Here is a 21,398-nt window from a genome sequence, read left to right on the forward strand (position 1 = left end):
TTACTTGTGAACACCTGCCGCTGATTTATCAAAATAGTCTTGATAGTAATGAAAAACTGTCGGGTAATACTTCTTCACTAGCTTGTTATAGCTGCCATCAGCACGAATCTGCCTTAGATACTGGTTAAAGGCTTTTCGTAGCTCGGGAGACTGTTTACGGAAACCGACAGCCATTCTTTGCTCGTCTGAAATGGGGCCGATAATCTTGATGGCACTTGGCCACTTATCTATCGCTATCAGCGAATCCGCGACGTCTAATAGGGTCGCCTCAGCCTCAACGTTTAAGAGAAACGGTACCATCTCATTGAGCTGCAGCTGCTTAGTTGGCAAGATAACATTCGCCTGAGTTGCATATAGATTATAAAGGTCAGGATCTAGGCAGGATTGTTTCATCGCCAATATATCACGCTCTTTCAGCATCCCCTTCACCATACGAACATCTCTTAGGGTTGAACCACTGGGAGTGATAGGGTTGAGATTTGATTCGGTGCGCGCCACCAGCCAGACAGCTGACGGGAAGTAATCATCAGAAAAATCGACAATCTCCTTGCGCCAATCAAAGATTGTAAAACCATTGGCAATCACATCACCAATAATTGACTCCGGCTCACCATATACCACTTTATTATTAATAAACTGACCATTACGCCCAGTCAGCATACCGAAGACGCTTGTCCAAGTGGCAGGCACAAACTCATACTCGACACCTAGGTAACGGGCAAAATTTTGCATTAGTTCAATATCGAGGCCGCTATGGGTTAGCTTGTTGCCTTCAGAGTACTGAGACACAAAGTTTGCATAGGGTACGCCAAGGTGGCGTAACACCCCTTCGGCTTGTATCTCGGCCAAATCCCTTGCCATGACTTGAGTCATCGAGGCGCCAAGAATAAAGAATAATAATAGCTGGATTAGAAACCTTGATTTCACTTGAAGTCTCATCGTAAAAGTCTCACTTCTTTGGGAGCGTTCAGCTTGAATGACGGCCGTGGAGTATACCCTGAGCCGATGTAATTTCAACGACTCAGATTACACTTTTTAAAGTGATGATTAAATTTAAAACAATGCCCGCTGAAAAATAAAATAAGCACAGTAAAACAATCGCATACAATCTAATTTGATAACTAAATTGTCACAACAAGAGTCAATTTTTTGTCACCTAAACATGGTTTGAATAGCGGCATAGCTATACCATTGAATCCTGGAAAACAAAGGTGAAGAGACATTTAAGACTAAAATAGAAAAGCCAGCAAAGGCTGGCTTCTTATCTTAATCATTCATAGTCTACCTAGTGTGAAACATAGGCTTATCGGACTTATCTGACTCTGACCAGAAATTAATATTAAATTGGGCATCATCACTTAGTTCAATTCGATGCCAATACTGGGGAGGGCTCGTGGCAAACTGCCCAGCCTCAATCACCACCTTTAATTCAGGCTCAGTTGCTTCGCTATCGGCAAAGCCGAAATAAGTTACCACCCCCTCCATGACACATAACTGACCAAATACTCCCTCGGCAGTGTTATGGTGGCTCAGTAAGGCGGCTGGCACATTATCTTTAGTGAAAAAAGCAGTTGAACGCTGAATTGTCCAATTTTTAGGGATGCGTAAATGACTCATCATCTTCTCCTAATGCAAATACGGATGCTGCCAGCCAATAGCACAGCAGCAATATAGGGATTAAGTTCTCGGTAATGCTTTTAGTAAGCTAAAGGCGTTATTCATATGCTGCTCGGCAACCACAAAACCTTGTAAATCACCATTATGGGCGAAGGCCTTGACGCTACTTCCCTGTGCATCAATATCCATCTGCCAGCGATAAACACCATCGACAGCTTGCCCCGCTAATTGAATGGGGTAATGGGGCGTTTTTACCTTAACCAGCATCGCTGGCATGCTGAGCTTTGTAGGTTGACCGAGTAAGGTTTTCGCTAACGCGTTGGCACTTAGCAGTGCGGGCTGTAAGTAAGCTAATACTTTACCGTTAATTTCGGCGCAATCACCTAAGGCAAAAATATCTTTGGCCGATGTTTCCATGTAATCATTGACCAGCACACCACGACCAACGGAGATCCCCGCCTGCTGGGCCAGTTGAATATTTGGTAATAATCCCGCCGCAGAAATAACCATATCAACCTCTAACTGCTCGGCAGATGCCAGCGTCGCCACAATCGTCGCCTGATCTGCTGCAGTATTGAGTGAATTCACGCTGTTATTGAGTGCAAGATATACACCTTGACGCTGCATCTGTTTGCCAAGCTGAGTCGCGATATACTCCGGCAGTAAGCTGGCCATCAGCTGCATGCAAGGGTCGACAGTGATCACCTTTTTACCTGCACTCGCCAGATCCATCGATAGCTCGGTGCCTATCAGGCCGCCGCCAATGACGAGTACCCGCTTAGCAAGCGCTAAATCAGACTCCGCCGCTTGGTATTCTTGCAGACTATTAAGCGTCACAACCTTGTCCACGGCATTGCCAAGCATTGGTGGAACAAAAGCACGCGCACCGGTCGCCAATACTAATTTTGCGTAAGGGAATTCACGCCCAGCCGCAATAAGGCTATGCCGCTGCGGGATGATAGCCTCAACATAGGTGTTAGCATATAGCTCAAAATTAAGCTCATTGGCTATCTCTGAGCCTTGAGATCTCACCAGATCGCTAGCTAATTGCCTCTTTGAAAACACATGACTTAAGTCAGGTTTATTATAGTCATGCCCCTCATCTGCCGTAAAAACTTGGATCGGTGTCGAAGCATCTGTGCGTCGAATCGCCCTAATCAACTGGTAAGCCGCAAAACCACTGCCGATAATGACAATAGGTGCATCGATTGATTGAAGCATATTGTTAGACTCCTGCAATAGGCTGAAATACATCTTTTCCTAAGCCACATTCAGGGCAGAGAAAATCTTCAGCTATATCAGCCCAAGTTGTTCCCGGCGTTACGCCCTGATTAGGCTCACCGATTGCGGGATCGTATATCCAGTTACACACAGTACAGAGCATACGTTGATTGCCGCTTTCGACAGAGGTGCCAATAGGCTCGCACTCAGATAGCTCGGGGGTGAATGACTCGACAGCAAGATCTGCCTTAGGCTGCTCACGATTGACGATATTTTGCTTTAACGGCTCAGATAGATCTTTAAGCGCCCACTGCTTAGCGATATGTTGGCCGTACTCGCGGCATTCGCGCATCGCCTTACCGTCGGGGCGCCACTTAGTTTTCATGCCATAGGTCGTTTCAAAACCCGCATCAGTGAGGCGTGTATGAATACGGTCAACCGCACCACCATTCCAGCCAAAGCTCCCAAAAGCGGCGGCCTTCTTATTTTTAAAACGCAGGCCGGTGATCTCTTCAAGCATGCCCGCCACTTTCGGCATCATCACGTTATTCATGGTCGATGATCCCACCAAGATCCCTTTCGATCTAAAGATACTGGCGAGAATGTCATTTTTATCTTGGCGTGACACATTGAAGACTTTGACCGCAACACTAGGGTCAACATCATGGATCCCCTGCGCGATCGCATCGGCCATCATGCGGGTATTATTCGACATCGAATCATAGAAAAGCGTGATGCGATCTTCCTGGTAGTTATCTGCCCACTCGAGATACTGATGGATGATCTGTGCTGGATTGTCGCGCCACACGATACCATGTGAGGTCGCAATCATATCCACTGGTAAGTTAAAGCTTAAAACCTCATGGATCTTTGCGGTCACTAACGCGCTAAATGGGGTTAAAATATTGGAGTAATAACGCAGGCACTGATCCATTAACTCAGTTTGATCCACCTCATCGTTAAATAGACGCTCATCGCAATAATGCTGACCAAATGCATCGTTGCTGTACAACACTGCATCTCCAGTTTGGTAGGTCATCATGCTGTCAGGCCAATGCAACATTGGCGCTTCGATAAAGATAAGCTGCTTGCCATTACCGATATCCAAGCTATCGCCAGTTTTAACGATATTGAAATTCCATTCAGGGTGATGGTGATGACCTACGATTGAATCAACGGCATTTTCGGTGCAATAAATGGGGGTATTAGGGATCTTTGCCATTAAGGCCACCAGCGCACCAGAATGATCTTCTTCGGCGTGGTTTATGACGATGTAATCGATCTGATTAAGATCGATCTCCATCTCTAGGTTTTGAATAAACTGCTGGCTGAAGCGGTGATCGACGGTATCGATAAGGACAGTTTTCTGTTCACGAATAAGGTAACTGTTATAGCTGGTACCTTTGGTCATCTTATACTCGGTACCATGGAAGTCTTGTACTTCCCAGTCACGTTGCCCTACCCAATGAATATTGTTTTTGACATGGATTGTCATATTGCCACCTATTACTAAAATTTAATTAGTGCACTTACACTAAACCTGCATTAGTAATAGCAGTTAATGTGCCAATCTTTTATTTAATTGATTTTTAAGATTTAAAGTAAAAACCATCTATAAATCAATGTCTTTTTGATAGCACCGGTAACAGTCAAAATGACCGTAAAAATGTCATTAAGACAGTCGCAGGGAGCATTGTAATAGCCCCTACGCAAAACCACAGTCTTGATATAACTCTGTTCAGGTATATTCAAGAATAAGCAATAAAAAAGCCCCTAACCGTATAAAAGTATGGGGCTTTTAATCCGACGCCTTTTTATTACTGGTGCATCTTCTCAATTAAGGCTGCACGCGCATCGTAATCTGCTGTATGGCAACTTGAGCAGCTATCTTTAGAGGTATTCCAAGGCTGTACATACTTACCATCTTTTGAGAAGTTCTCTGGACTATCGGCTGGAAACTCCAAGTTAATTCTGAAGAAGTGCTTATCCTTAGGCATATGGCAGCTCTCACACTTAGCCACAAAGCTGTGTACCTCAAGCTCAGGCGTAAATGGCTTGTCATAGTGACAATCGACGCACTGCTTCACCATGGCATTCTCATGCCCAGGCTGGTCACTGTTGATCTTAGATTGATGAGGATTATGGCAAGTATGGCACGCCATATCCTGTTTCTTACCGGTGATCTCCCCAGTGTTGGCATCCATTCCTAATAGCGCATCACCAGCAACTCGTCCGCCAATATCATAAGGGATCGTACGGCCACCTATGCTATCACCACCAAAGTCTTGGTTATGCTCACTAATAAAGCTTGGGAACTTACGGTTGGTCTTCTTACTGTGACACTCAGAGCAAGTGATCGCCTTACCAAATGCCATATCTGCTTGCTGTAAATCAGAGGTGTAACGGCCCTTTGCAATACGATCAATATCATCTGCCGACTGTGACTTAATATGCTTATCACCGGCACCATGGCAGGCTTCACACTGGATCCCCGTCATCTCAAATGTACCTTCAATTCCCACAAGGCCATCTTGGTGATTTGGGTTTAAAGGTGAATCTGGTGTGTAATCCTTCCAACCCGTGGTATGGCAATGGCCACAATCAAAAGGATGCGAGTCCGGCTCACCACCAGGCGCATAACCTGAGATATGATCTATGCTAAAGTCCTCACCATTTTCAGGTAATATCGCACGAACCCCTGTCCCCGACAGAATATAGCCATTGCTATCTAGGTACATGGCAGTACGGTAATAGCCGCCAATAACATAGCTCACTTCCTCCCAGCTATTCGGTGTACCAACACTGTTATCAGCACCATGAAGCAACTCGACCGAACCTTCTAACGATGAGAATGGAAATTGTGGCGCTTCACCGTTTTCAATTTTGCTTAGCTTAAAATTATGACCCGTTTCTAAGAAGGTTGCCTTATCGGTGTGGCAGGTTAAGCAGGTTTGGCTACCAACATAGCTGCCAGTCTCAGCACTTTCAGTCACCTTAATTGTCACAGTCGAGTCATCTGTTTCACCCTGTGGATCGGCAACCGTGTAGCTAAACACTACTATGCCGGGTTTTTCTGGAGTAAATAGTAACTGGTTATCTTTAATTACTCCTTCTCCAGAGCCCTCCGTTAACTCAACCACTGTTAGCGTTAGCGCATCGCCATCAGGATCGGTATCGTTGGCAATGGCATCAACCATTACCGAAGTCCCCACAATCGCGGTAGCCGTTGTAGGTTGAGCTATAGGAGGGTTGTTATCACTTGGAGGAGGCGTCACAACATCATCATTGTCAGAGCCACAGGCGACCAATAAGGTGGCCATACTCGCGAGTAACACTCTTTTATAGCAAGCGTTTAAATTGTTCATCATGATATTCCCTGCAAATTCATCATTTTTTTATATTTGTACTGTTATTAAAGTCATCCCCGTTTCCGCAAACAAAAATGACTCTTCGATGAAAAAGACAAAAACAAACCAATATTCAATTGATTACACTTTATTCAAGTCGCAAAAGACCATCACGCAGAATTGAAGGCGTGAAAAGGATTATTGAAAAGTGGATTTCGTTTATCTCTATTTTACAAAATAGAAAATAGTCAATTCACGACCGCGGCGTAATGGATTTTTCGTCCACAAAATGGTGTTTTTCGTACCTAGTGACAACAATGTGAGCTTGATGGCTTTTTATCTATCAGCATCACTAAGTCATCAAATGATGTGAAGATAACGCTTAAGATAAAGCTGTGACTGCATTGTCTTTAAATTGAGAGGGAGTCAGCTGGGTGTGACGCTTAAAAAACTTCACGAAGTAGGTCACATCATCGAAACCTAACTCATAAGCAATTTCTTGAATTTTAGCGCTACCGATAATTAATCTGCGCTTTATCTCCAGAATGGCATGGGCATCAATCAACTGCTTAGCCGTTTGCCCGCTCGCTTGCTTACACATTTGATTGAGCGATTTATAAGAGATATGCAGCATCTCTGCATAACCTGATGCATCACGAGTATGAGCCGCATTACTCTCTATCAACAATAAAAATTGCTGAAAACGGTATGCCTGAGCTTCACTTAAATGCTGTGCATCGGTTTCTCTTTCCGTCGCCAAGGCTACCAGCAATGACGAAAATAAAAGCTGCACGAGTAACTGTGTTTCCGCTTCGCTCTCCTGTGCCTTATTGATCTCAAGCAGTAGACTATCGCAAGTCTCTACCAGCGATGAGCTAAGAGTCAAAAGCGGCTGCTGAGAACTCACTAGGTGAGTTGGTGTGAAAAAGGGAATCCGCATATTGGCTAAAATAGTATTTAAGAAGTCTTCGGTAATATTGATCATTTTACCTTTTGGGCGACTCATTAAATCGAAAGCATGTACTTGATGTTTATTGACAAAAACAAAGCTCCCTGGTTTAAACTGATGATACTTAAAATCAACAAAATGACCGCCTTGCCCTTCAGTAACATAAATAAAGCAAAAGTAGTTAATGCGGTGGGGCTTTGAGGGGCAAAAGTTACACTTAGATAGCTTGGTATAAAACAACTCTAAATCTAATATTTCGACACCCGCTTTATGGATATTTGGGGCTCTAAAATCAACACTCGGGACACTTTTCATCTATCTCTTGCCATCAGTTCCCTTTCAAGCCACGCTAACATGCCAAGGCAAACTTTAGGGATAAAACGCTAATAACTACTTTAGTGAACTATCTAATGCCATAAGCTAATAATCAATAAAGACGCAGTGAAAATAAAACTCAGCTCTCAATCTAAAGCGATTACGAGCTCTCGATTACCCTCGTACCTCCACTACGGCCGATAATGGCTGTTTTTGATAGCGACTAAACATCGTCAGAGCAGGCTCACTCTCACCACTAAAGCCATTATCTAATAGAAAGTGTTCGTTGTAGAGCTTAGAGGAGGAGCGCTCAGGCTGATCGCAATAGAAAGTGACTATGGTATTGCCCGGCCCCATCTTAGCCGCCGCATAAAGGGCGCCCGCCACATTAAGCGCCGCACTGCTACCGAGTACGATGCCATCATGCTCTCTTACATGACGCGCGATGGCGACTAGGTCGAGATCCGGCAGGGTAATGGCTTTATCAATCTTTGCCTGTCGAAAGTTTTCGACGCTGCGCATGATGCCTATCCCTTCGGTAAAGGAAGTTCCACTAGAAACATATTCGCCGGTTTTTAAATAGTTATAGATCCCGGAACCATCGGGATCCACCAGCCAAGTCTGCAACTGTCTATTCTTGGTCGATAAGTAACGAGAATTACCCGCAATGGTGCCGCCGGTGCCGGCGACAGACACCAGAGCATCGATTTTTCCATGAGTTTGACGCCAGATCTCAGGCCCAGTATGAATAAAGTGAGCCTTGCTATTGCTGGTATTTTCAAATTGATCCGCCCACCAATAATCGCTGTTAGCCTCACCAAGACGCTTAGCCGTATGATAGAAATGATCTGGATTAGCAAAGGGACAGGCATCCACTAACTTAAGCTCAGCATCGTACAGGGAGATCATTCGCTCTTTTTCGTGCGCCTGACCTCTTGGCATCACCACCAGCATCTTAAAGCCTAACGCTTTTGCGACCAACGCCAGGCCTATTCCAGTATTTCCAGCCGTGCCTTCAACGATAGTCATGCCGGGGGTTAGCTTTCCGCTGGCAATGGCATCTTGGACCATCTGCAGGGCGGCGCGATCTTTAATTGAACCACCGGGGTTTTGCTGTTCGCATTTAAGCAATATCTCACAGCCACTCAACTCACTCAGACTGTTGATTCGTAACAGATCAGTATTGCCGATGAGTTCAGTAATATTACCTGAGATCCCTGATTTTACAGGGGAAGAGTCGTTATCATTTACAGCGGAAGATGACATAGATGGCTATCTCAGTTATTGGCTCTCATTCAATATTAGGCACAGTTCACCTATAAGCCAAACCTGTGGCTCCATGATACTTCAGTTAACTGAGGATCAGTATTGCTTTGCCGCAATACTGATTAACTCGCTAAGATTAGCTATCGACCCCCAACCGTTAATTACACCCAGCCCAACTCGCGAAACTTTGCCAAGGTCTTACAGAAGTATTGCATCTGCGCGGGTGTGCCGATAGAGAGACGGTTCCAGCCTTCACCATGGTTAAATGGGCGGCCGACCAAAATGCCTGCCTTTGCCATGCGTTGCATATACAGCCCGCTATCGCCATTAACTTTGTGAAAGATAAAGTTAGTCTCGCTCGGTAGATAATCTAAACCAAGCTCGCTTAGCTGCTGATATACCAAGGCTTTGGCTTGACTGTTTGATTGCAAACTCAACCCTAGCCACTGTGAACTCTCGAGGCTAGCCTTAGCCGCGACGCAGCCGATTAGATTGGCATTATCGATACTTGCCTGCGCCTGCATCGCCTTAATGAGCTCGCTATGCGCCACGCCGTAACCGACACGTAGCCCAGCAAGGGCGTAGATTTTTGAGAAGGTTCGACACACCACAATATGTGACTGACCTTGCTTCACCCGTTCAACCGCAGACACAAACCCAGCTTGAGCGACATACTCCACATAGGCCTCATCAATGATAAAGCTTAGTTGACTCGATGCCTTATCTAACCACTGATTCAGCTCACTCTGTGGTAATACTAATCCCGTTGGATTATTAGGGTTACACAGGTACACAATCGACGGGCCATTATGCTGAGCCACTTTTGCTTGCATCTGGGCTAAATCGGTTTGCCAGTCACCATCGAGCTTGACCTTGACCACAGGGATTCCACGCGCCATGGCGTAATCGATTATCACCCCATAACTTGGATCTGGCATCACCAACTGGCTATTGCTTTGCGCGAGGGCATCAAGCGCCATCTTAAGCACTTCAGAGGAGCCATTACCATAGATTAACTGCGACTCTATAAGCCCCAAATTGCCAGCAATACTCGCCATCAGCTCACTTCGGGCCGCATCGGGGTAACGCCAAGCATTGGGCAACGCATCGGTAACTGCTTGCTGGGCTTTAGGTGCCAAGCCGAGTGGGTTCTCATTAAAATTAAGCGGGATCGGCTCATCCGTACTCATCGAGGCCGATGCTAACGAACTTGCTGCAGTAGAGATTGAGGTTGAGCTGCAACCTAAGGTCGCTAAACTTGATGCGGCGGCACCTGCATATAAGAATTGACGACGACTTAACTTGAAAGAAGAGTTTTGCATACTTAGTTATTATTATTGAATTAATATATACACTAGATATTCTTATTAACGACTCACTATCGCTAGTCTAGCAGACTAGATTTGTAGCCAAGATCACACTTTTTCATACACCTAATCCTATATAAATAAAGAATAAATTAGCTATGTATTTATTGCGTAAAAAAGCCCCGTCACATCGACGAGGCTTTAGCGTGTTCATGCTATACAATCATAGCATTCACGATTAACGAGCAAACCAGGCATCTTGCCACGCACTACCTGTACCTGGCGCATAATGACTCGCAGCGCCACTACACCAGCCGCTGTTTGGCCAAGGTAGGCACTCATATACACCGCCAGCATTAGTGACTACGTCACCCGCTTGGTAATTTGTGCCTGCCGCGTAAGCTGGATAGTCGCCGCCCTCGCTATCTTCTTCAACCAAGCTAATGCTAGTACGACGAATCAGTTCCTGTTCTGGTGCGCTCACTACGACTTCATAGCTGCCTGCCGCTAAATCCGTTGCAGATAGAGTCATAGCTGCTGAGCTAGCTACGCTGACTTCACTACTTGCAAACACAGTGCTGCCTTGCACTAAGCTAGCATTAACTACCATAGTTTGGTTAACGCTAGCGCTAAACTCAATAGACACACTGCCTTGCTCAAGCACATAGCGCGGTGCAATACCGCTTATATCAAGTGTCGGCTTTACCACTGGCGGCAGACCACCATCACAATCGCTATCACCTTGGGCTTTCCAAACGCCCCACTCACCTGTGGTACCCGGCTCATCACCTTGAGTCCACCAGCCCGCTAACCAGCTCTTACTAGCATGGCTTACTGTTTCACCGCCAAGATAGGTGGTTGTCGCATCCCAAGCGTTATCGCACACCGCGCCCTGCTCTTTTACTGTGATGGTTCGTAACACCTCAACTTGCTGAGCTGCACTATCACTGACGCGATAGGTTAGTAGGTACTGACCTACGCTGCTGGTATCCACATCACCTTCGACACTAACTTGCGCCGTTAGGTCACCATCTTCGGCGTCGATAGCACTCACGCCCGCTAATGCATCGAAAACACTGCCCAGTAATACGCTAGCGTTGGCGACACCCTTAAGCTCAGGTTTAGTGTTGTATACCTCTACCGTGCGCACCTGCTCAGTTAGGTTGTCATCACTATCACTTACGCGATAAGTCAGTGCATACAAACCTAAGGTCAGAGTATCGACCGAGCCTTCAACTTGAATACTTGATGTGATGTCACCATCTTCCATATCACGAGCATTTACGCCCGCCAGTGCATCAAACTCTGCGCCTAACTTAACGCGAGTGTTGCTAAGCCCTGAGAAAATTGGCTTACCGTTATCTGGCTCTGGCGGCAGAATATCTTGACCATGAATGAATGGACCATAAGCCTTAATAAATGATTCGTTGTACGCCTGACCCGCAGAGCTCTGTCCCATATCCCAGTTAACCGACCAAGTCATCACACCACGTAGCGGCTGACCCTGCGCTTTTAATTGCTCAAATGCCGCATATAGCTTTTGCGGCTCATTGATATAACCCGTTGCTGCGGCGTCGATATTAGTTGGAATACCAAACACTAACTTATCGTGGGGGATCTTGGTAAAGCCGTTGGTGCCGTTAGATAAGGCATCGGCAATATGATAGATAAACTCCTGCTTAAGGTTATCGTTGTTTTGCGCAACCCAACCTAGCCCCTCGATATAGATACCATCGCCGCCTTGGTTATAAAACTGTGGGTTAATCCAGTCATAATAGCCCTCTAGCGCGGTGATATAAGGCACATACTTACCGCCTGTTGTCAGGTACGGAAATTCTGGCGCCATGGTGATCAAGAAGTTTTTGCCCTGCTCACGGTAGTAATCTTTAACGATACGCAGCGCCGCAGGAATAACGGTTTGGTTGTCTGCAGCGGTCACCGCCGCTTGCTCTAAATCGATATCTAGACCATCAAAGCCATAGACTTCGACAAGACGAATAATCTCACTGGCTAAAGCTTGCTCTTGACCACTGCGTAGCTCGATATGAGCATCGGCGCCGCCTAAGGCGATCAATACCGAACGGCCTTGGCGGTTGAGCTCGCCGATCTGCTCAATAAATTGTGCTTCGGTTAAACCAATTTCAGGATCGAGTTTAAAGGTAGGAATGGTGCCGACTGCGCCGTAGACCTTCATAAACGACACATCGACCACGTTATATTGCGGATCGACCTCAGTTAAGGTCACACAAGGGGCGACACCACCTTTATAGCCCGCGCCGCCACACCAGTTATGCCAGTAACCCACAACAACCCCCGCTTGTGGGTTAATCATATCAACGCCATTGGCCATCGCTGGCGCCGAAACCGCGCCCATTGCCAAGGCTATGCTTGCGCCAAGTAGATTAAGTTTGAGTGATTTCATTAATTCATCCCTTTTCATTCAATATCGAAAAGCAACAAACAGGCAGGTAATATCTGCTGCCCGTGTCACTTGCGGTAGCGCCACTGCCGTAGGAGTTGCTCCGTTAGGCTGGATGCTTTGCGTCACCCGCTTTCACAGGTTTTGCCTTTTTCATCAAGTGCATAAATAGCACTCGTCTTATTTTGCGGATTATTATCTGTAACCCTAATTTTGTAAATCTAAATATAGCGACAAAACCCAAGCTAACAGCAATAAACACCTTAAAACCACAAAAGACAAAATATTGACAACTAACATACTGATTAAACAAAGATAAAAATAAAACAAAATATACATTAACCAACATTTAAAGTAACTAACGCCAGAGTTATTCAATAAAAGTAACCATTAAAAATAATTTGACAAAATTAACGCCAAAAATATAACCCAAACCTAAAAATGTCAGATTATTGATATGAGTTAGCGCAATCACTATTTATTGGCACAAATCTCAAGAACCGCCCATAGAGTTCAACTGGGGTTCAGCTAAGAAAAGCTAATATTTGCAGTCAGTTTATTTCATGTTTTTAACCTAATGATTAGCTATCTAAGAGAGTTGAATGAAGATCCATGACACCAATTTAACTTACGAAAACCTCCCTAGCGTAATGCTGCTGCTCGAATCTATTGCCTTTATGTGGGTCGTCACCCTGATCACCTTAGGGATAGTCAGCTGGGTAGCACTAAAACTTTGGCACCTACACTCATTACCCAAGTACTTAGCCAAAGAACGCGGCATGCGGCAGGCCAAACTGGTTTTCTGGCTCTGTATGCTAGGCCTGTTTTGGAAGCCACTTTGGGTGCTCGCCGTTATCGCCATCGTGACCGATTGGGACCGAGTACAAGAGTGGATTAGGGGGACGCGCGCATGAAAGAGATAATGCTGCCCTATATTTTTATCGTCTGGTTACTATTCAAATTTAAAGTCATTAAAGCGAGACCTAGAAACTACTTTATCAGCGTATTTGTTGGCTGCCTGATTGCGGTGGCCCTATTCTTAGCTCATCGTTTCTACTCGCCGGCGGATCTGACCAACTCCACCACAGTGCGCGCTCCACACGCCATTTTGTCACCAGCGATTGGCCAACAGATCGATACTATCTCAATCGATCACAACCAACACGTGAACAAAGGCGAACTGCTCTACACCTTGGTCGATGACAAGGTCAGCAGCGCCATCGATGAGATCAATGCCAGAGTACAAGAGGTAAAGCGCAATATTGAAGCGACAGAAGTCAAACTGGCGCAGGCCAAGCGTAATCACCAACGTAAAATTAACTTGGGCGATCATGTGAGTGAGCGAGATCTAGAAAACGCTGCCGATAAAGTAGAGATCACCACTGCCGAACTCAAGGTTCAATATGCCCAACTAGAGGTGCAATATGCCCAGTTGCGTAAACAAGAGTTTGAGCTTAAAAGACTCGAAGTACGTGCACCATTTGACGGCATGGTGACCCATGTCTATATCGCCGATGGCTCGCGTGTCGGTGCCATGCACCTTTGGGATACTGGCCGCAAGTTTGTCGAGATGCGTATTCCCGACCAGTCCTTTGCCTATATTCAACCCGGACAGTTTGCCGAGTTCTATATTAATGCCTACCCTGGGCAGATATTCAGAGCAAGAGTGCACAGCAAGGTTGAGGCCACAGGTGAAGCTCAAGGCGATATCTTACCTCGCGAGCAGATGGTGTCTCGTCACATCAACTTAGGCTCCATGCCTGTTGGCAGAACTGTGGTGCTTGAGGTCGATGACGCCACTATGGCGATGCTGCCTATTGGCGCCACGGGCTCGGCGTGGATAAGCGCCGACAAGCCGTCCTCGATATTGGGATTTCTCGACATTATTGGTGCAGCAACGGTGAGATTAACAGCGGTAAAAGCTTACCTCAATCCGCTATAAGCGCGGTGATGGCAACTATGGCGACATAAACAAAAAGCACAGCCTAGGCTGTGCTTTTTAACCGTGATGAAACTCAGTGATTTATCGCTTGGAGGATAAGATCTCTAACAGTCGTAGGAACAAGTTAATGATCTCCATATACAGCAGGCCACCAAAATCGATCGCTTCATCTAAGGTTTCGCCGTATTTACAGGCCTGCGCCCAAAAGTATCCTATGTAGCCGCACATGCTGACGGCCACGATCCAGTGAATTAACTCATGGCTATGGCCAAACATGAGCAACCAACTCAGCTCAATCGTTAAGATCCACCCCGTGATCACAACCAACACCTTACCAAAGCTCATAAACAACTTTGGCATCAAGGTCGCGCTAATAATCATTAATAGCGTAATACCTGCGGTATATTGAATCGCAGTCACAATTTCACTATCGGTGAAGTACTGTAGGCATAGTTTCAGTAATAAGCCCACGCTCAAGGTCACTAGGTTATAACCTAAAAAGCTAAATAGCGGCGCCCGATAACGAAACATGATCAGAAAGCCAAGAGTAGAGAAAATAAGGAAACCAATGAGGATCACCCAAGGATTAACGCTATTAATCCACTCTGTAGGAAAATGAACGACCGTCAGGTAATTCGTCGTAAATCCCCACATCAATACCAAGCCAATCACCAAGTTAAACACCGACTTACTCACGGCTCTGTCTTTTAAAAATATCCCTGATAAATAATGGCTCACGCCCACTTGTGACTTTTCCATAAAACACTTGCTCCTAGCAATAATGCGGTATTAACCGCCAGATGCCGGGCAGCATAACCAAGGCAAAGCCAGTACCATATAAACAAAGATTCAATTTGCAAAATAGGTCAACAAACAAAGCGTTAACTGGTTAGTACTTATCCATAACCAACATAAAAACAACCGATTATTACCATCTAAAACAGCACAACGTTAGCGTCGACAAGCCACTGTCGACGCACAATTCTCTCGATTTTATAGGTGCGAAAACTGTGCCCTTAACCGTAGTAAAAGCGTATCTAAACCCTTTGTAGCACTTTACAGCAAGGTGCTGTAATAACAGGAAGTATTATACAAAAAACAACCTTGGCTGGCTTTTACTCACGTTTCAGCGCATACAACCAAGTTCCCCTAGCCGAATCGCTTAAGCTGCATCTTTACCCTCGCACTTAGTTCAAAATTATCCATCTAAAAATCGCATTCAATGCCATACTTCAATATATATCATCGGCGTAAATACCACGCTCAGTCGAACTAGTTGGGAATGTAAATATGAGCAAATCACACGACAGTACCCGTAGACAGTCAGACCACGGCAAACAACACTCTGCAGAGTTTGAGCATAAGAAGAAGCTAGGTAAAAACCCTAATGAACTTCATGTACCTAAGCCAAGCAAAGATCAACATGAATACCATGAAGAACAGGCAGAGGCTCCACTAGCCCATAAGCATGAAGATGGGGGGAGTGAGGAGTAAATTAGGCTGGTTAAGCAGGTTAACCTCTCTAATACTCGATCATTAAATCTGCTCATGTTTGCTCTAAAGAGCCCATATCGCTACAGCAATCCGTTAGCGATAAGGCTGCCGCTCGTCTTAAACGCCTAGTAATAACGCTTATCAATAACGGCCCAGAAACTGATTTCTATTTATCACTCAAAAGAATCGAATCGCAGTAAAGGTCGTCACACAATCTAATTAAGGGTTAAGTGCAGAAAAGTGCTAGAATCAGCAGCAATTAACTTTCCACATCAAGCAAAGGTAGTGCAATGAACCCGATTCTTGCGATCTTAAAAGAGCACAACGTCAGCGACGAGCAAGCTAAAGAGCTGTTCCAAACTTTGACAGAGAACCCAATGATGGCGATGGCTGTTATCGGCCAGTTAGGCATTCCTCCAGAGAAGCTACAACAGCTTATGGGGCTAGTGATGCAAAACCCGGCTTTAATTAAAGAAGCTGTTGAAGAGCTTGGATTAGACTTTTCAAAAGTTGAAGCGGCCAAGGCTCAGCTTCAACAGTAATTAGCTGCAAAAGCACCTAGCAACAGGCGCTAGCTATCAGCGTGATAAAAAAAGAGTAAGCTTTCGCTTACTCTTTTTTTATCTGCTAAACAGCAGATTGGTTAATCCCCCTAAGCAGCGGCGCACTTTATTTACTCGCTTTTAGCCGCAAACAGTTTAGGCTCTGGGAATTCCGGAATACTCAATTCTCTTGGCAAACTAAACAGCACGGCATCAACCACGTCATAACCGTCCGCCGCATCCTAGATGAAAACATTACGCTAGAGAGAGGCCAATTTTCTTTATGTGGGTTAGTTCACGTAATCATCCCTGGTGAATCGATCCCGAGCGTGCTCAATATATAAAACTTGAACTAGTGCACATTTTACCTAGTGTTGCTTGCGCCGCTTTGATAGCCGCGTACAATCCGCGCCAACAATTTATTGTGCTGTATATCGCTGGAAATCTGGTCCAGAAGTCTCTACCACAAGACCTAATCTTGTGACTACAGCCCAATCACCGTCCGCTGCCAAACACTTGAAACACTTGGCGGCCAGTGGTATCTGCCAATAAATTTATTGACCCCTAATGTATTAATAATGCATGAGTCATGCACTCACGAATACATAGATAAATTAGCATATCAATAAATACCAATAAGGCATCACTGTGGCGATCTCTGGCTTACTACAACGTGCGGGACAGTCCCGCTTTCTAGATACAACATTCCAACTTTCACAGCGCAAAGCCAATGTTGGCACCGAGCTATACGCAGGCTTTATCACCTTCTTAGCCATGAGTTATATCTTGGCAGTGAACCCTGCGATCTTAGGTGGTATCGAAGGTATGGATAAGGGCGCGATCTTTACCGCTACCGCCTTAGCTGCCGCGCTCGCAACATTGATAATGGGCTTCTTCGGTAATTATCCAGTGATGCTAGCGCCAGGGATGAGCATGAATGGCTTCTTTAAGGGCATGCTGGCATCGAGCTCTGTGGCGCTTATCTGGCACGAGGCGCTGTTCGGCATCTTTCTCTCGGGTATCGTCTACCTGATCTTCTCGATGACCAAAATTCGCAAGCAGATGATTGAGTCTATTCCCGAGGATCTAAAACTCGCCATCACAGTCTCTCTAGGTCTATTTATCGCCTTCCTCGGACTGAAGAATGCCGGCATCATCGTCGCTAATCCCGTGGTGCTCGTGAGCATGGGAGATATTACCAAGCCACAAGTCGCCATCGCCTTTATCAGCCTGTTCGTAGCGGTCGGTTGCATGGTGAGAAATATCAAACTGGCCACCTTCATCGCCTTTATGACCTCAATCATCCTGACGCTTATTAGCGATGCCGTACTTGGCACTCAGTATGCGCCCATTCCTGAAACTTGGTTCAGCGCGCCACCTAGCCTAGAGCCTAGCTTTGGTAAGGTATTCAACTTCGAGTTTCTCACAATCGATAAACTATTTGATCTTCTGTTTATCGTCATCATCTTCTTTATCGTCGACTTCTTCGATGGTTTATCGACGATTGTCGGCGTAGGTAAAGATGCAGGCATTATCGACAAAGACGGAAAAGTGCCTAACGCCCGCGCCGCATTAGTAGCTGATGCTGGCGGCACCGTGATTGGCAGCGTACTCGGTACCACCTCTATCACGGCGTTTTCAGAGTCGGGGATCGCTTCGGCTCAAGGTGCTAAGACGGGGCTCGCCGCCGTTGCCACCGCAGTATTGTTCCTACTCGCCCTGTTCTGCTATCCGGTATTCTCTATGTTCTCTACCGCTATCGTTGCGCCTGCGATGATCGTGGTGGGAATTTACATGATTGGTCGTTTAGGGCAGATCCAGTGGGATCACAAGCCATCGTGTATCGCCGCCTTCTTCACCATGATGTTTACCATTTTGAGCTTCTCTCCGGCCAACGGCATGGCGATGGGCTTTATCAGCTATGCGTTTGCCATGGTGGTTGCAGGTAAAGGCCGTGAGGTACATCCGATCATCTATGGCTTGTCCGTTATCTTTATCGCCTACCTCGTGATGCTGTAATCGATTGTAAATAAGCGCATAAAAAAAGGGCCGTACAATACGGCCCTTTTTCTTTAGCAGATAAAATCTAACTGACTGGCTCTAGAAAGCTCACCTTAACCATTGAAACTTTGAAGTCATCGGCTTCGACAATCTCAAATTTAAGCTTTGCAAATTCAATCACATCGCTCACCTTCGGAATGGTTGAGTTTAGGGCCAGTAATAAGCCTGCAACAGTAATGTACTCCTGCTGTTTATCAATCAAGCCTAAGGTTTCTAAGCGCGCCTCTAGGTCATGCAGTGAGGTAGACCCCTTAACTAACCAGCCGTCATTACAGGCACTGATCTCTGGGATCTCACCAATATCGGGGAACTCGCCCACAATAGACTCGAGTAAGTCATGTAGGGTCACGATACCTTGAATGCTACCAAACTCGTCCGCAAGCACAGCCATACCCGCCCGAGACTCCCTAAAACCATCGAGTAAGCGAATAACGTTAATCGTATCAGGCACGATAAATGCCGGAAAAGATGATGCGATTTGGCTTAAGTTTTCGCCCGCTTCGATACCAAAGAGCAGATCTTTACTGCGTACGATACCGACTAAGTTATCAAGCGAGCCATGACAAATCGGGAATATTTGGTGACGGCTAGTCTTGATAATCTCTTTAATCTTATCGGTACTATCTTCAGTATTTAACCAAACGATCTCTTTTCTTTGCGTCATGACGGTACGTACATTTCGCTCAGAAAGAGACAGAACGCCGGTAACCATGTCGCGCTCGACATCACCAAAACTCACTGGTGCTGGCTCACTGCCCTCATCATCGTTAATGTTGTAATGCTTATTACCCATTAATCGAAAAATAGCCTCAGTTGTACGCTGGCGCAGCGGCACTCGCTCTGCATGTTTAGCATGGCTTGAGGTGATCATCTGATTAAACATCTCAATCAAGATTGAGAAACCAATTGCCGCATACAGATAGCCTTTAGGAATATGGAATCCGAAGCCCTCTGCAACCAAGATAAAGCCAATCATCAATAGGAAGCTTAAACACAATACGATAACGGTCGGGTGTGCATTGACAAAGTTGGTAATCGATTTCGATGCGAGCAACATCACTATCATAGAGATAATGACGGCGATCATCATCACCGTTAGGCTATCGACCATACCCACAGCCGTAATAATCGAATCCAAGGAGAATACGGCATCTAGGGCCAGAATTTGGGCAATAATCACACCAAAACTGGCATACACATTGGCATTTTGCTGTTGCTGTAAATCCCCTTCCAGACGGTCATGAAGCTCATGGGTCGCTTTAAACAGCAAGAACAGACCACCCGTAATTAGAATCAAGTCTCGAGTTGAAAAGCTTAAGTCGTAAATACTGAAAAGAGGCTGGGTCAGTGTAACCAACCAAGACACAATACTCAGCAAGCCTAATCGCATAATCAATGCGAGAGACAATCCGATAGTTCTTGCCTTATCTCTTTGCTCTGGTGGGAGCTTTTTAACTAAAATAGCAATAAACACAAGGTTATCGATACCCAGTACGATCTCGATAATAATAAGGGTTATTAAACCAATCCAAATTTGGGGTTCAAGCAAAAATTCCATCGTGTATTTTCATTTTCCAAAAGCCGATGCCCATGCATCAGTTCGGTCAATAGCTCCTAAAATTTAACGCATTAAAATTAATTAAGTGCATTTATATTGGAGAAACCAAAAAATCTATAATTAATTAAATTTTAACTTTGCCAAACTATTCCGAAATACCCTGAATATTCGAGCATACTGACTTAAAATTTTAGCCTAGATAGATGGCAACAAGAGTCGAATCACTTAGCTCATATGCGCGGCTAAAGCCCATCACAACGGTCGGAGCAAGGCTCCCTAATAATTTAAATCGGCTCCCAAAAAGCTTACCAAAAAATAGAATCGAGCATAGCGAGATAATAGACAGGTCTACTGCCATATTCGTCTCGTAACCACTGCTGGTAAACGGGCCAAACATTGAGCGCTTTAATGATAAAGATCAAGGAGTAAATATTGCAAATTGCTATGTTGAATTATGGATAATAAAGAGGAAAGCACATGGACAAGATGTTTATTATTTCACAAAAGCATCAGCAACAAACGGATGCTATCAGTGCAGGCGTTTTGCTAGCCAATCAGTTAGGTTTGCTTCCCGAGGTGATGGCCTATAGCTATGAATCATTCAGTGATGATGAGTATCATAACCCTAGGATCGCGGCATCGGTACGAGCCAAAATATTAGCCGAAGATGAAGCCTATGTGCAAAACACACTAAATCAACTCAACGCCAACAATACACCGTTTACCACCATGTGGTGTAAGAACCTGTGTAGCCATGCTTGCGAACACATACGCCCAGATGAGTATGGCATGATGCTAAAATCAATACATGAATCGACGCACTTCCTTCCCATAGACTGGCAACTTATCCGCAATACTAAAGTGCCACTCATGTTGCTGAGTAACAACCCTCTTAATCGAGTGAAATCAATTTTGATGGCAGTGGAACTAGGCAGTAATAACTCATCGAAACAAGCACTCAATCAAGCTGTCATCTTACAAGCAAATCGACTTGCTGCCGCCACAGGTTACGAGCTACATCTCGGCTTTGTGATCCACTTTCCTAAAATATTGCGCGATATGGATCTGGTGAATAGTCAGCGCCAGATCAAAGATGCCTATCGTAAGCACAAACAGGAAATTGAAGAAATAGGACTCGATTGCGACCATGTACATATTATGGCGGGAGATGCCGACATGTGTCTGTTTGAATTAAGTTGCCGTTTAAAAGCGGAGTATTTGGTTATGGGCGCGCGTCAGCGACAAGGCATACTAGGCCATATAATAGGTAATACGGCCGAATCAATTTTAACAAGGATCCGCAGTAATGTACTCGTAGTCCCCTATAATACAGAGGACTAATAAATAATACCGTCGTTAA

General features: G+C 45.3%; 17 protein-coding genes and 2 riboswitches. Of the genes, 6 read left to right on the forward strand and 11 right to left on the reverse strand.

The annotated features are described in order from the left end of the window. From SHAL_RS19310 to SHAL_RS23620, 9 genes are all read right to left on the reverse strand, one after another. On the reverse strand, window positions 1–927 hold the full coding sequence (locus SHAL_RS19310) for a transporter substrate-binding domain-containing protein (RefSeq protein ID WP_223296218.1): 927 nt from the start codon (window positions 925–927) through the stop codon (window positions 1–3). Between the two features lie 354 nt (window positions 928–1,281). Then, complete coding sequence (locus tag SHAL_RS19315) at window positions 1,282–1,617, reverse strand: TehB family protein (RefSeq protein ID WP_012278796.1); 336 nt, start codon at window positions 1,615–1,617, stop codon at window positions 1,282–1,284. 60 nt (window positions 1,618–1,677) lie between these two features. Beyond that, complete coding sequence (gene norW / locus SHAL_RS19320) at window positions 1,678–2,838, reverse strand: NADH:flavorubredoxin reductase NorW (RefSeq protein ID WP_223296219.1); 1,161 nt, start codon at window positions 2,836–2,838, stop codon at window positions 1,678–1,680. A 4-nt stretch (window positions 2,839–2,842) separates the two neighbouring features. Next, on the reverse strand, window positions 2,843–4,333 hold the full coding sequence (gene norV / locus SHAL_RS19325) for an anaerobic nitric oxide reductase flavorubredoxin (protein WP_012278798.1): 1,491 nt from the start codon (window positions 4,331–4,333) through the stop codon (window positions 2,843–2,845). A gap of 322 nt (window positions 4,334–4,655) precedes the next feature. Next, window positions 4,656–6,206, reverse strand: a complete 1,551-nt coding sequence (locus SHAL_RS19330; protein ID WP_012278799.1) for an Ig-like domain-containing protein — start codon at window positions 6,204–6,206, stop codon at window positions 4,656–4,658. Window positions 6,207–6,567: 361 nt separating this feature from the next. Continuing rightward, the gene (locus tag SHAL_RS19335) at window positions 6,568–7,449 is read right to left on the reverse strand and encodes an AraC family transcriptional regulator (protein ID WP_012278800.1); all 882 of its coding nucleotides are present in this window, start codon (window positions 7,447–7,449) and stop codon (window positions 6,568–6,570) included. A gap of 174 nt (window positions 7,450–7,623) precedes the next feature. Then, on the reverse strand, window positions 7,624–8,715 hold the full coding sequence (locus SHAL_RS19340; protein WP_012278801.1) for a cysteine synthase A: 1,092 nt from the start codon (window positions 8,713–8,715) through the stop codon (window positions 7,624–7,626). A 161-nt stretch (window positions 8,716–8,876) separates the two neighbouring features. After that, entirely contained in the window at window positions 8,877–10,037 is a 1,161-nt protein-coding gene (locus tag SHAL_RS19345) for a pyridoxal phosphate-dependent aminotransferase (RefSeq protein WP_012278802.1), read from the reverse strand. A 223-nt stretch (window positions 10,038–10,260) separates the two neighbouring features. Beyond that, window positions 10,261–12,444 (reverse strand): immunoglobulin-like domain-containing protein, encoded by a 2,184-nt coding sequence (locus SHAL_RS23620; RefSeq protein ID WP_012278803.1) that lies wholly within the window; start codon window positions 12,442–12,444, stop codon window positions 10,261–10,263. Between the two features lie 70 nt (window positions 12,445–12,514). After that, a riboswitch (cyclic di-GMP riboswitch) is annotated at window positions 12,515–12,600 on the reverse strand. A 443-nt stretch (window positions 12,601–13,043) separates the two neighbouring features. Between SHAL_RS23620 and SHAL_RS19360 the strand changes: the two genes are divergently transcribed. Together SHAL_RS19360 and SHAL_RS19365 are read left to right on the forward strand one after the other, a co-directional pair. Then, a complete protein-coding gene (locus SHAL_RS19360) occupies window positions 13,044–13,355 on the forward strand; it encodes a hypothetical protein (RefSeq protein WP_012278804.1) in 312 nt (103 codons plus the stop codon). Then, the gene (locus SHAL_RS19365) at window positions 13,352–14,383 is read left to right on the forward strand and encodes an HlyD family secretion protein (RefSeq protein ID WP_012278805.1); all 1,032 of its coding nucleotides are present in this window, start codon (window positions 13,352–13,354) and stop codon (window positions 14,381–14,383) included. The genes SHAL_RS19360 and SHAL_RS19365 overlap by 4 nt, the downstream gene beginning before the upstream one ends. 81 nt (window positions 14,384–14,464) lie before the next feature. Here the strand turns inward: SHAL_RS19365 and SHAL_RS19370 are convergent, their stop codons facing one another. Beyond that, on the reverse strand, window positions 14,465–15,142 hold the full coding sequence (locus tag SHAL_RS19370) for a Bax inhibitor-1 family protein (RefSeq protein ID WP_012278806.1): 678 nt from the start codon (window positions 15,140–15,142) through the stop codon (window positions 14,465–14,467). Window positions 15,143–15,673: 531 nt separating this feature from the next. Between SHAL_RS19370 and SHAL_RS19375 the strand changes: the two genes are divergently transcribed. The 3 genes from SHAL_RS19375 (at window position 15,674) to SHAL_RS19385 (ending at window position 18,438) form a co-directional block, all read left to right on the forward strand. After that, window positions 15,674–15,877, forward strand: coding sequence for a hypothetical protein (locus tag SHAL_RS19375; RefSeq protein WP_041416128.1), 204 nt, complete (start codon window positions 15,674–15,676; stop codon window positions 15,875–15,877). Between the two features lie 290 nt (window positions 15,878–16,167). After that, window positions 16,168–16,419 (forward strand): DUF2999 family protein, encoded by a 252-nt coding sequence (locus SHAL_RS19380; protein ID WP_012278807.1) that lies wholly within the window; start codon window positions 16,168–16,170, stop codon window positions 16,417–16,419. Window positions 16,420–16,826: 407 nt separating this feature from the next. Continuing rightward, window positions 16,827–16,926, forward strand: a riboswitch (purine riboswitch). A gap of 141 nt (window positions 16,927–17,067) precedes the next feature. Then, the gene (locus tag SHAL_RS19385; protein WP_012278808.1) at window positions 17,068–18,438 is read left to right on the forward strand and encodes an NCS2 family permease; all 1,371 of its coding nucleotides are present in this window, start codon (window positions 17,068–17,070) and stop codon (window positions 18,436–18,438) included. A gap of 67 nt (window positions 18,439–18,505) precedes the next feature. Here the strand turns inward: SHAL_RS19385 and SHAL_RS19390 are convergent, their stop codons facing one another. Next, on the reverse strand, window positions 18,506–20,038 hold the full coding sequence (locus SHAL_RS19390) for a TerC family protein (RefSeq protein ID WP_012278809.1): 1,533 nt from the start codon (window positions 20,036–20,038) through the stop codon (window positions 18,506–18,508). 477 nt (window positions 20,039–20,515) lie between these two features. Between SHAL_RS19390 and SHAL_RS19400 the strand changes: the two genes are divergently transcribed. Next, window positions 20,516–21,379 (forward strand): universal stress protein, encoded by an 864-nt coding sequence (locus tag SHAL_RS19400; RefSeq protein ID WP_012278810.1) that lies wholly within the window; start codon window positions 20,516–20,518, stop codon window positions 21,377–21,379. Window positions 21,380–21,398 lie beyond the last annotated feature (19 nt).

Source organism: Shewanella halifaxensis HAW-EB4 (assembly GCF_000019185.1).
Taxonomy (GTDB): Bacteria; Pseudomonadota; Gammaproteobacteria; order Enterobacterales; family Shewanellaceae; genus Shewanella; species Shewanella halifaxensis.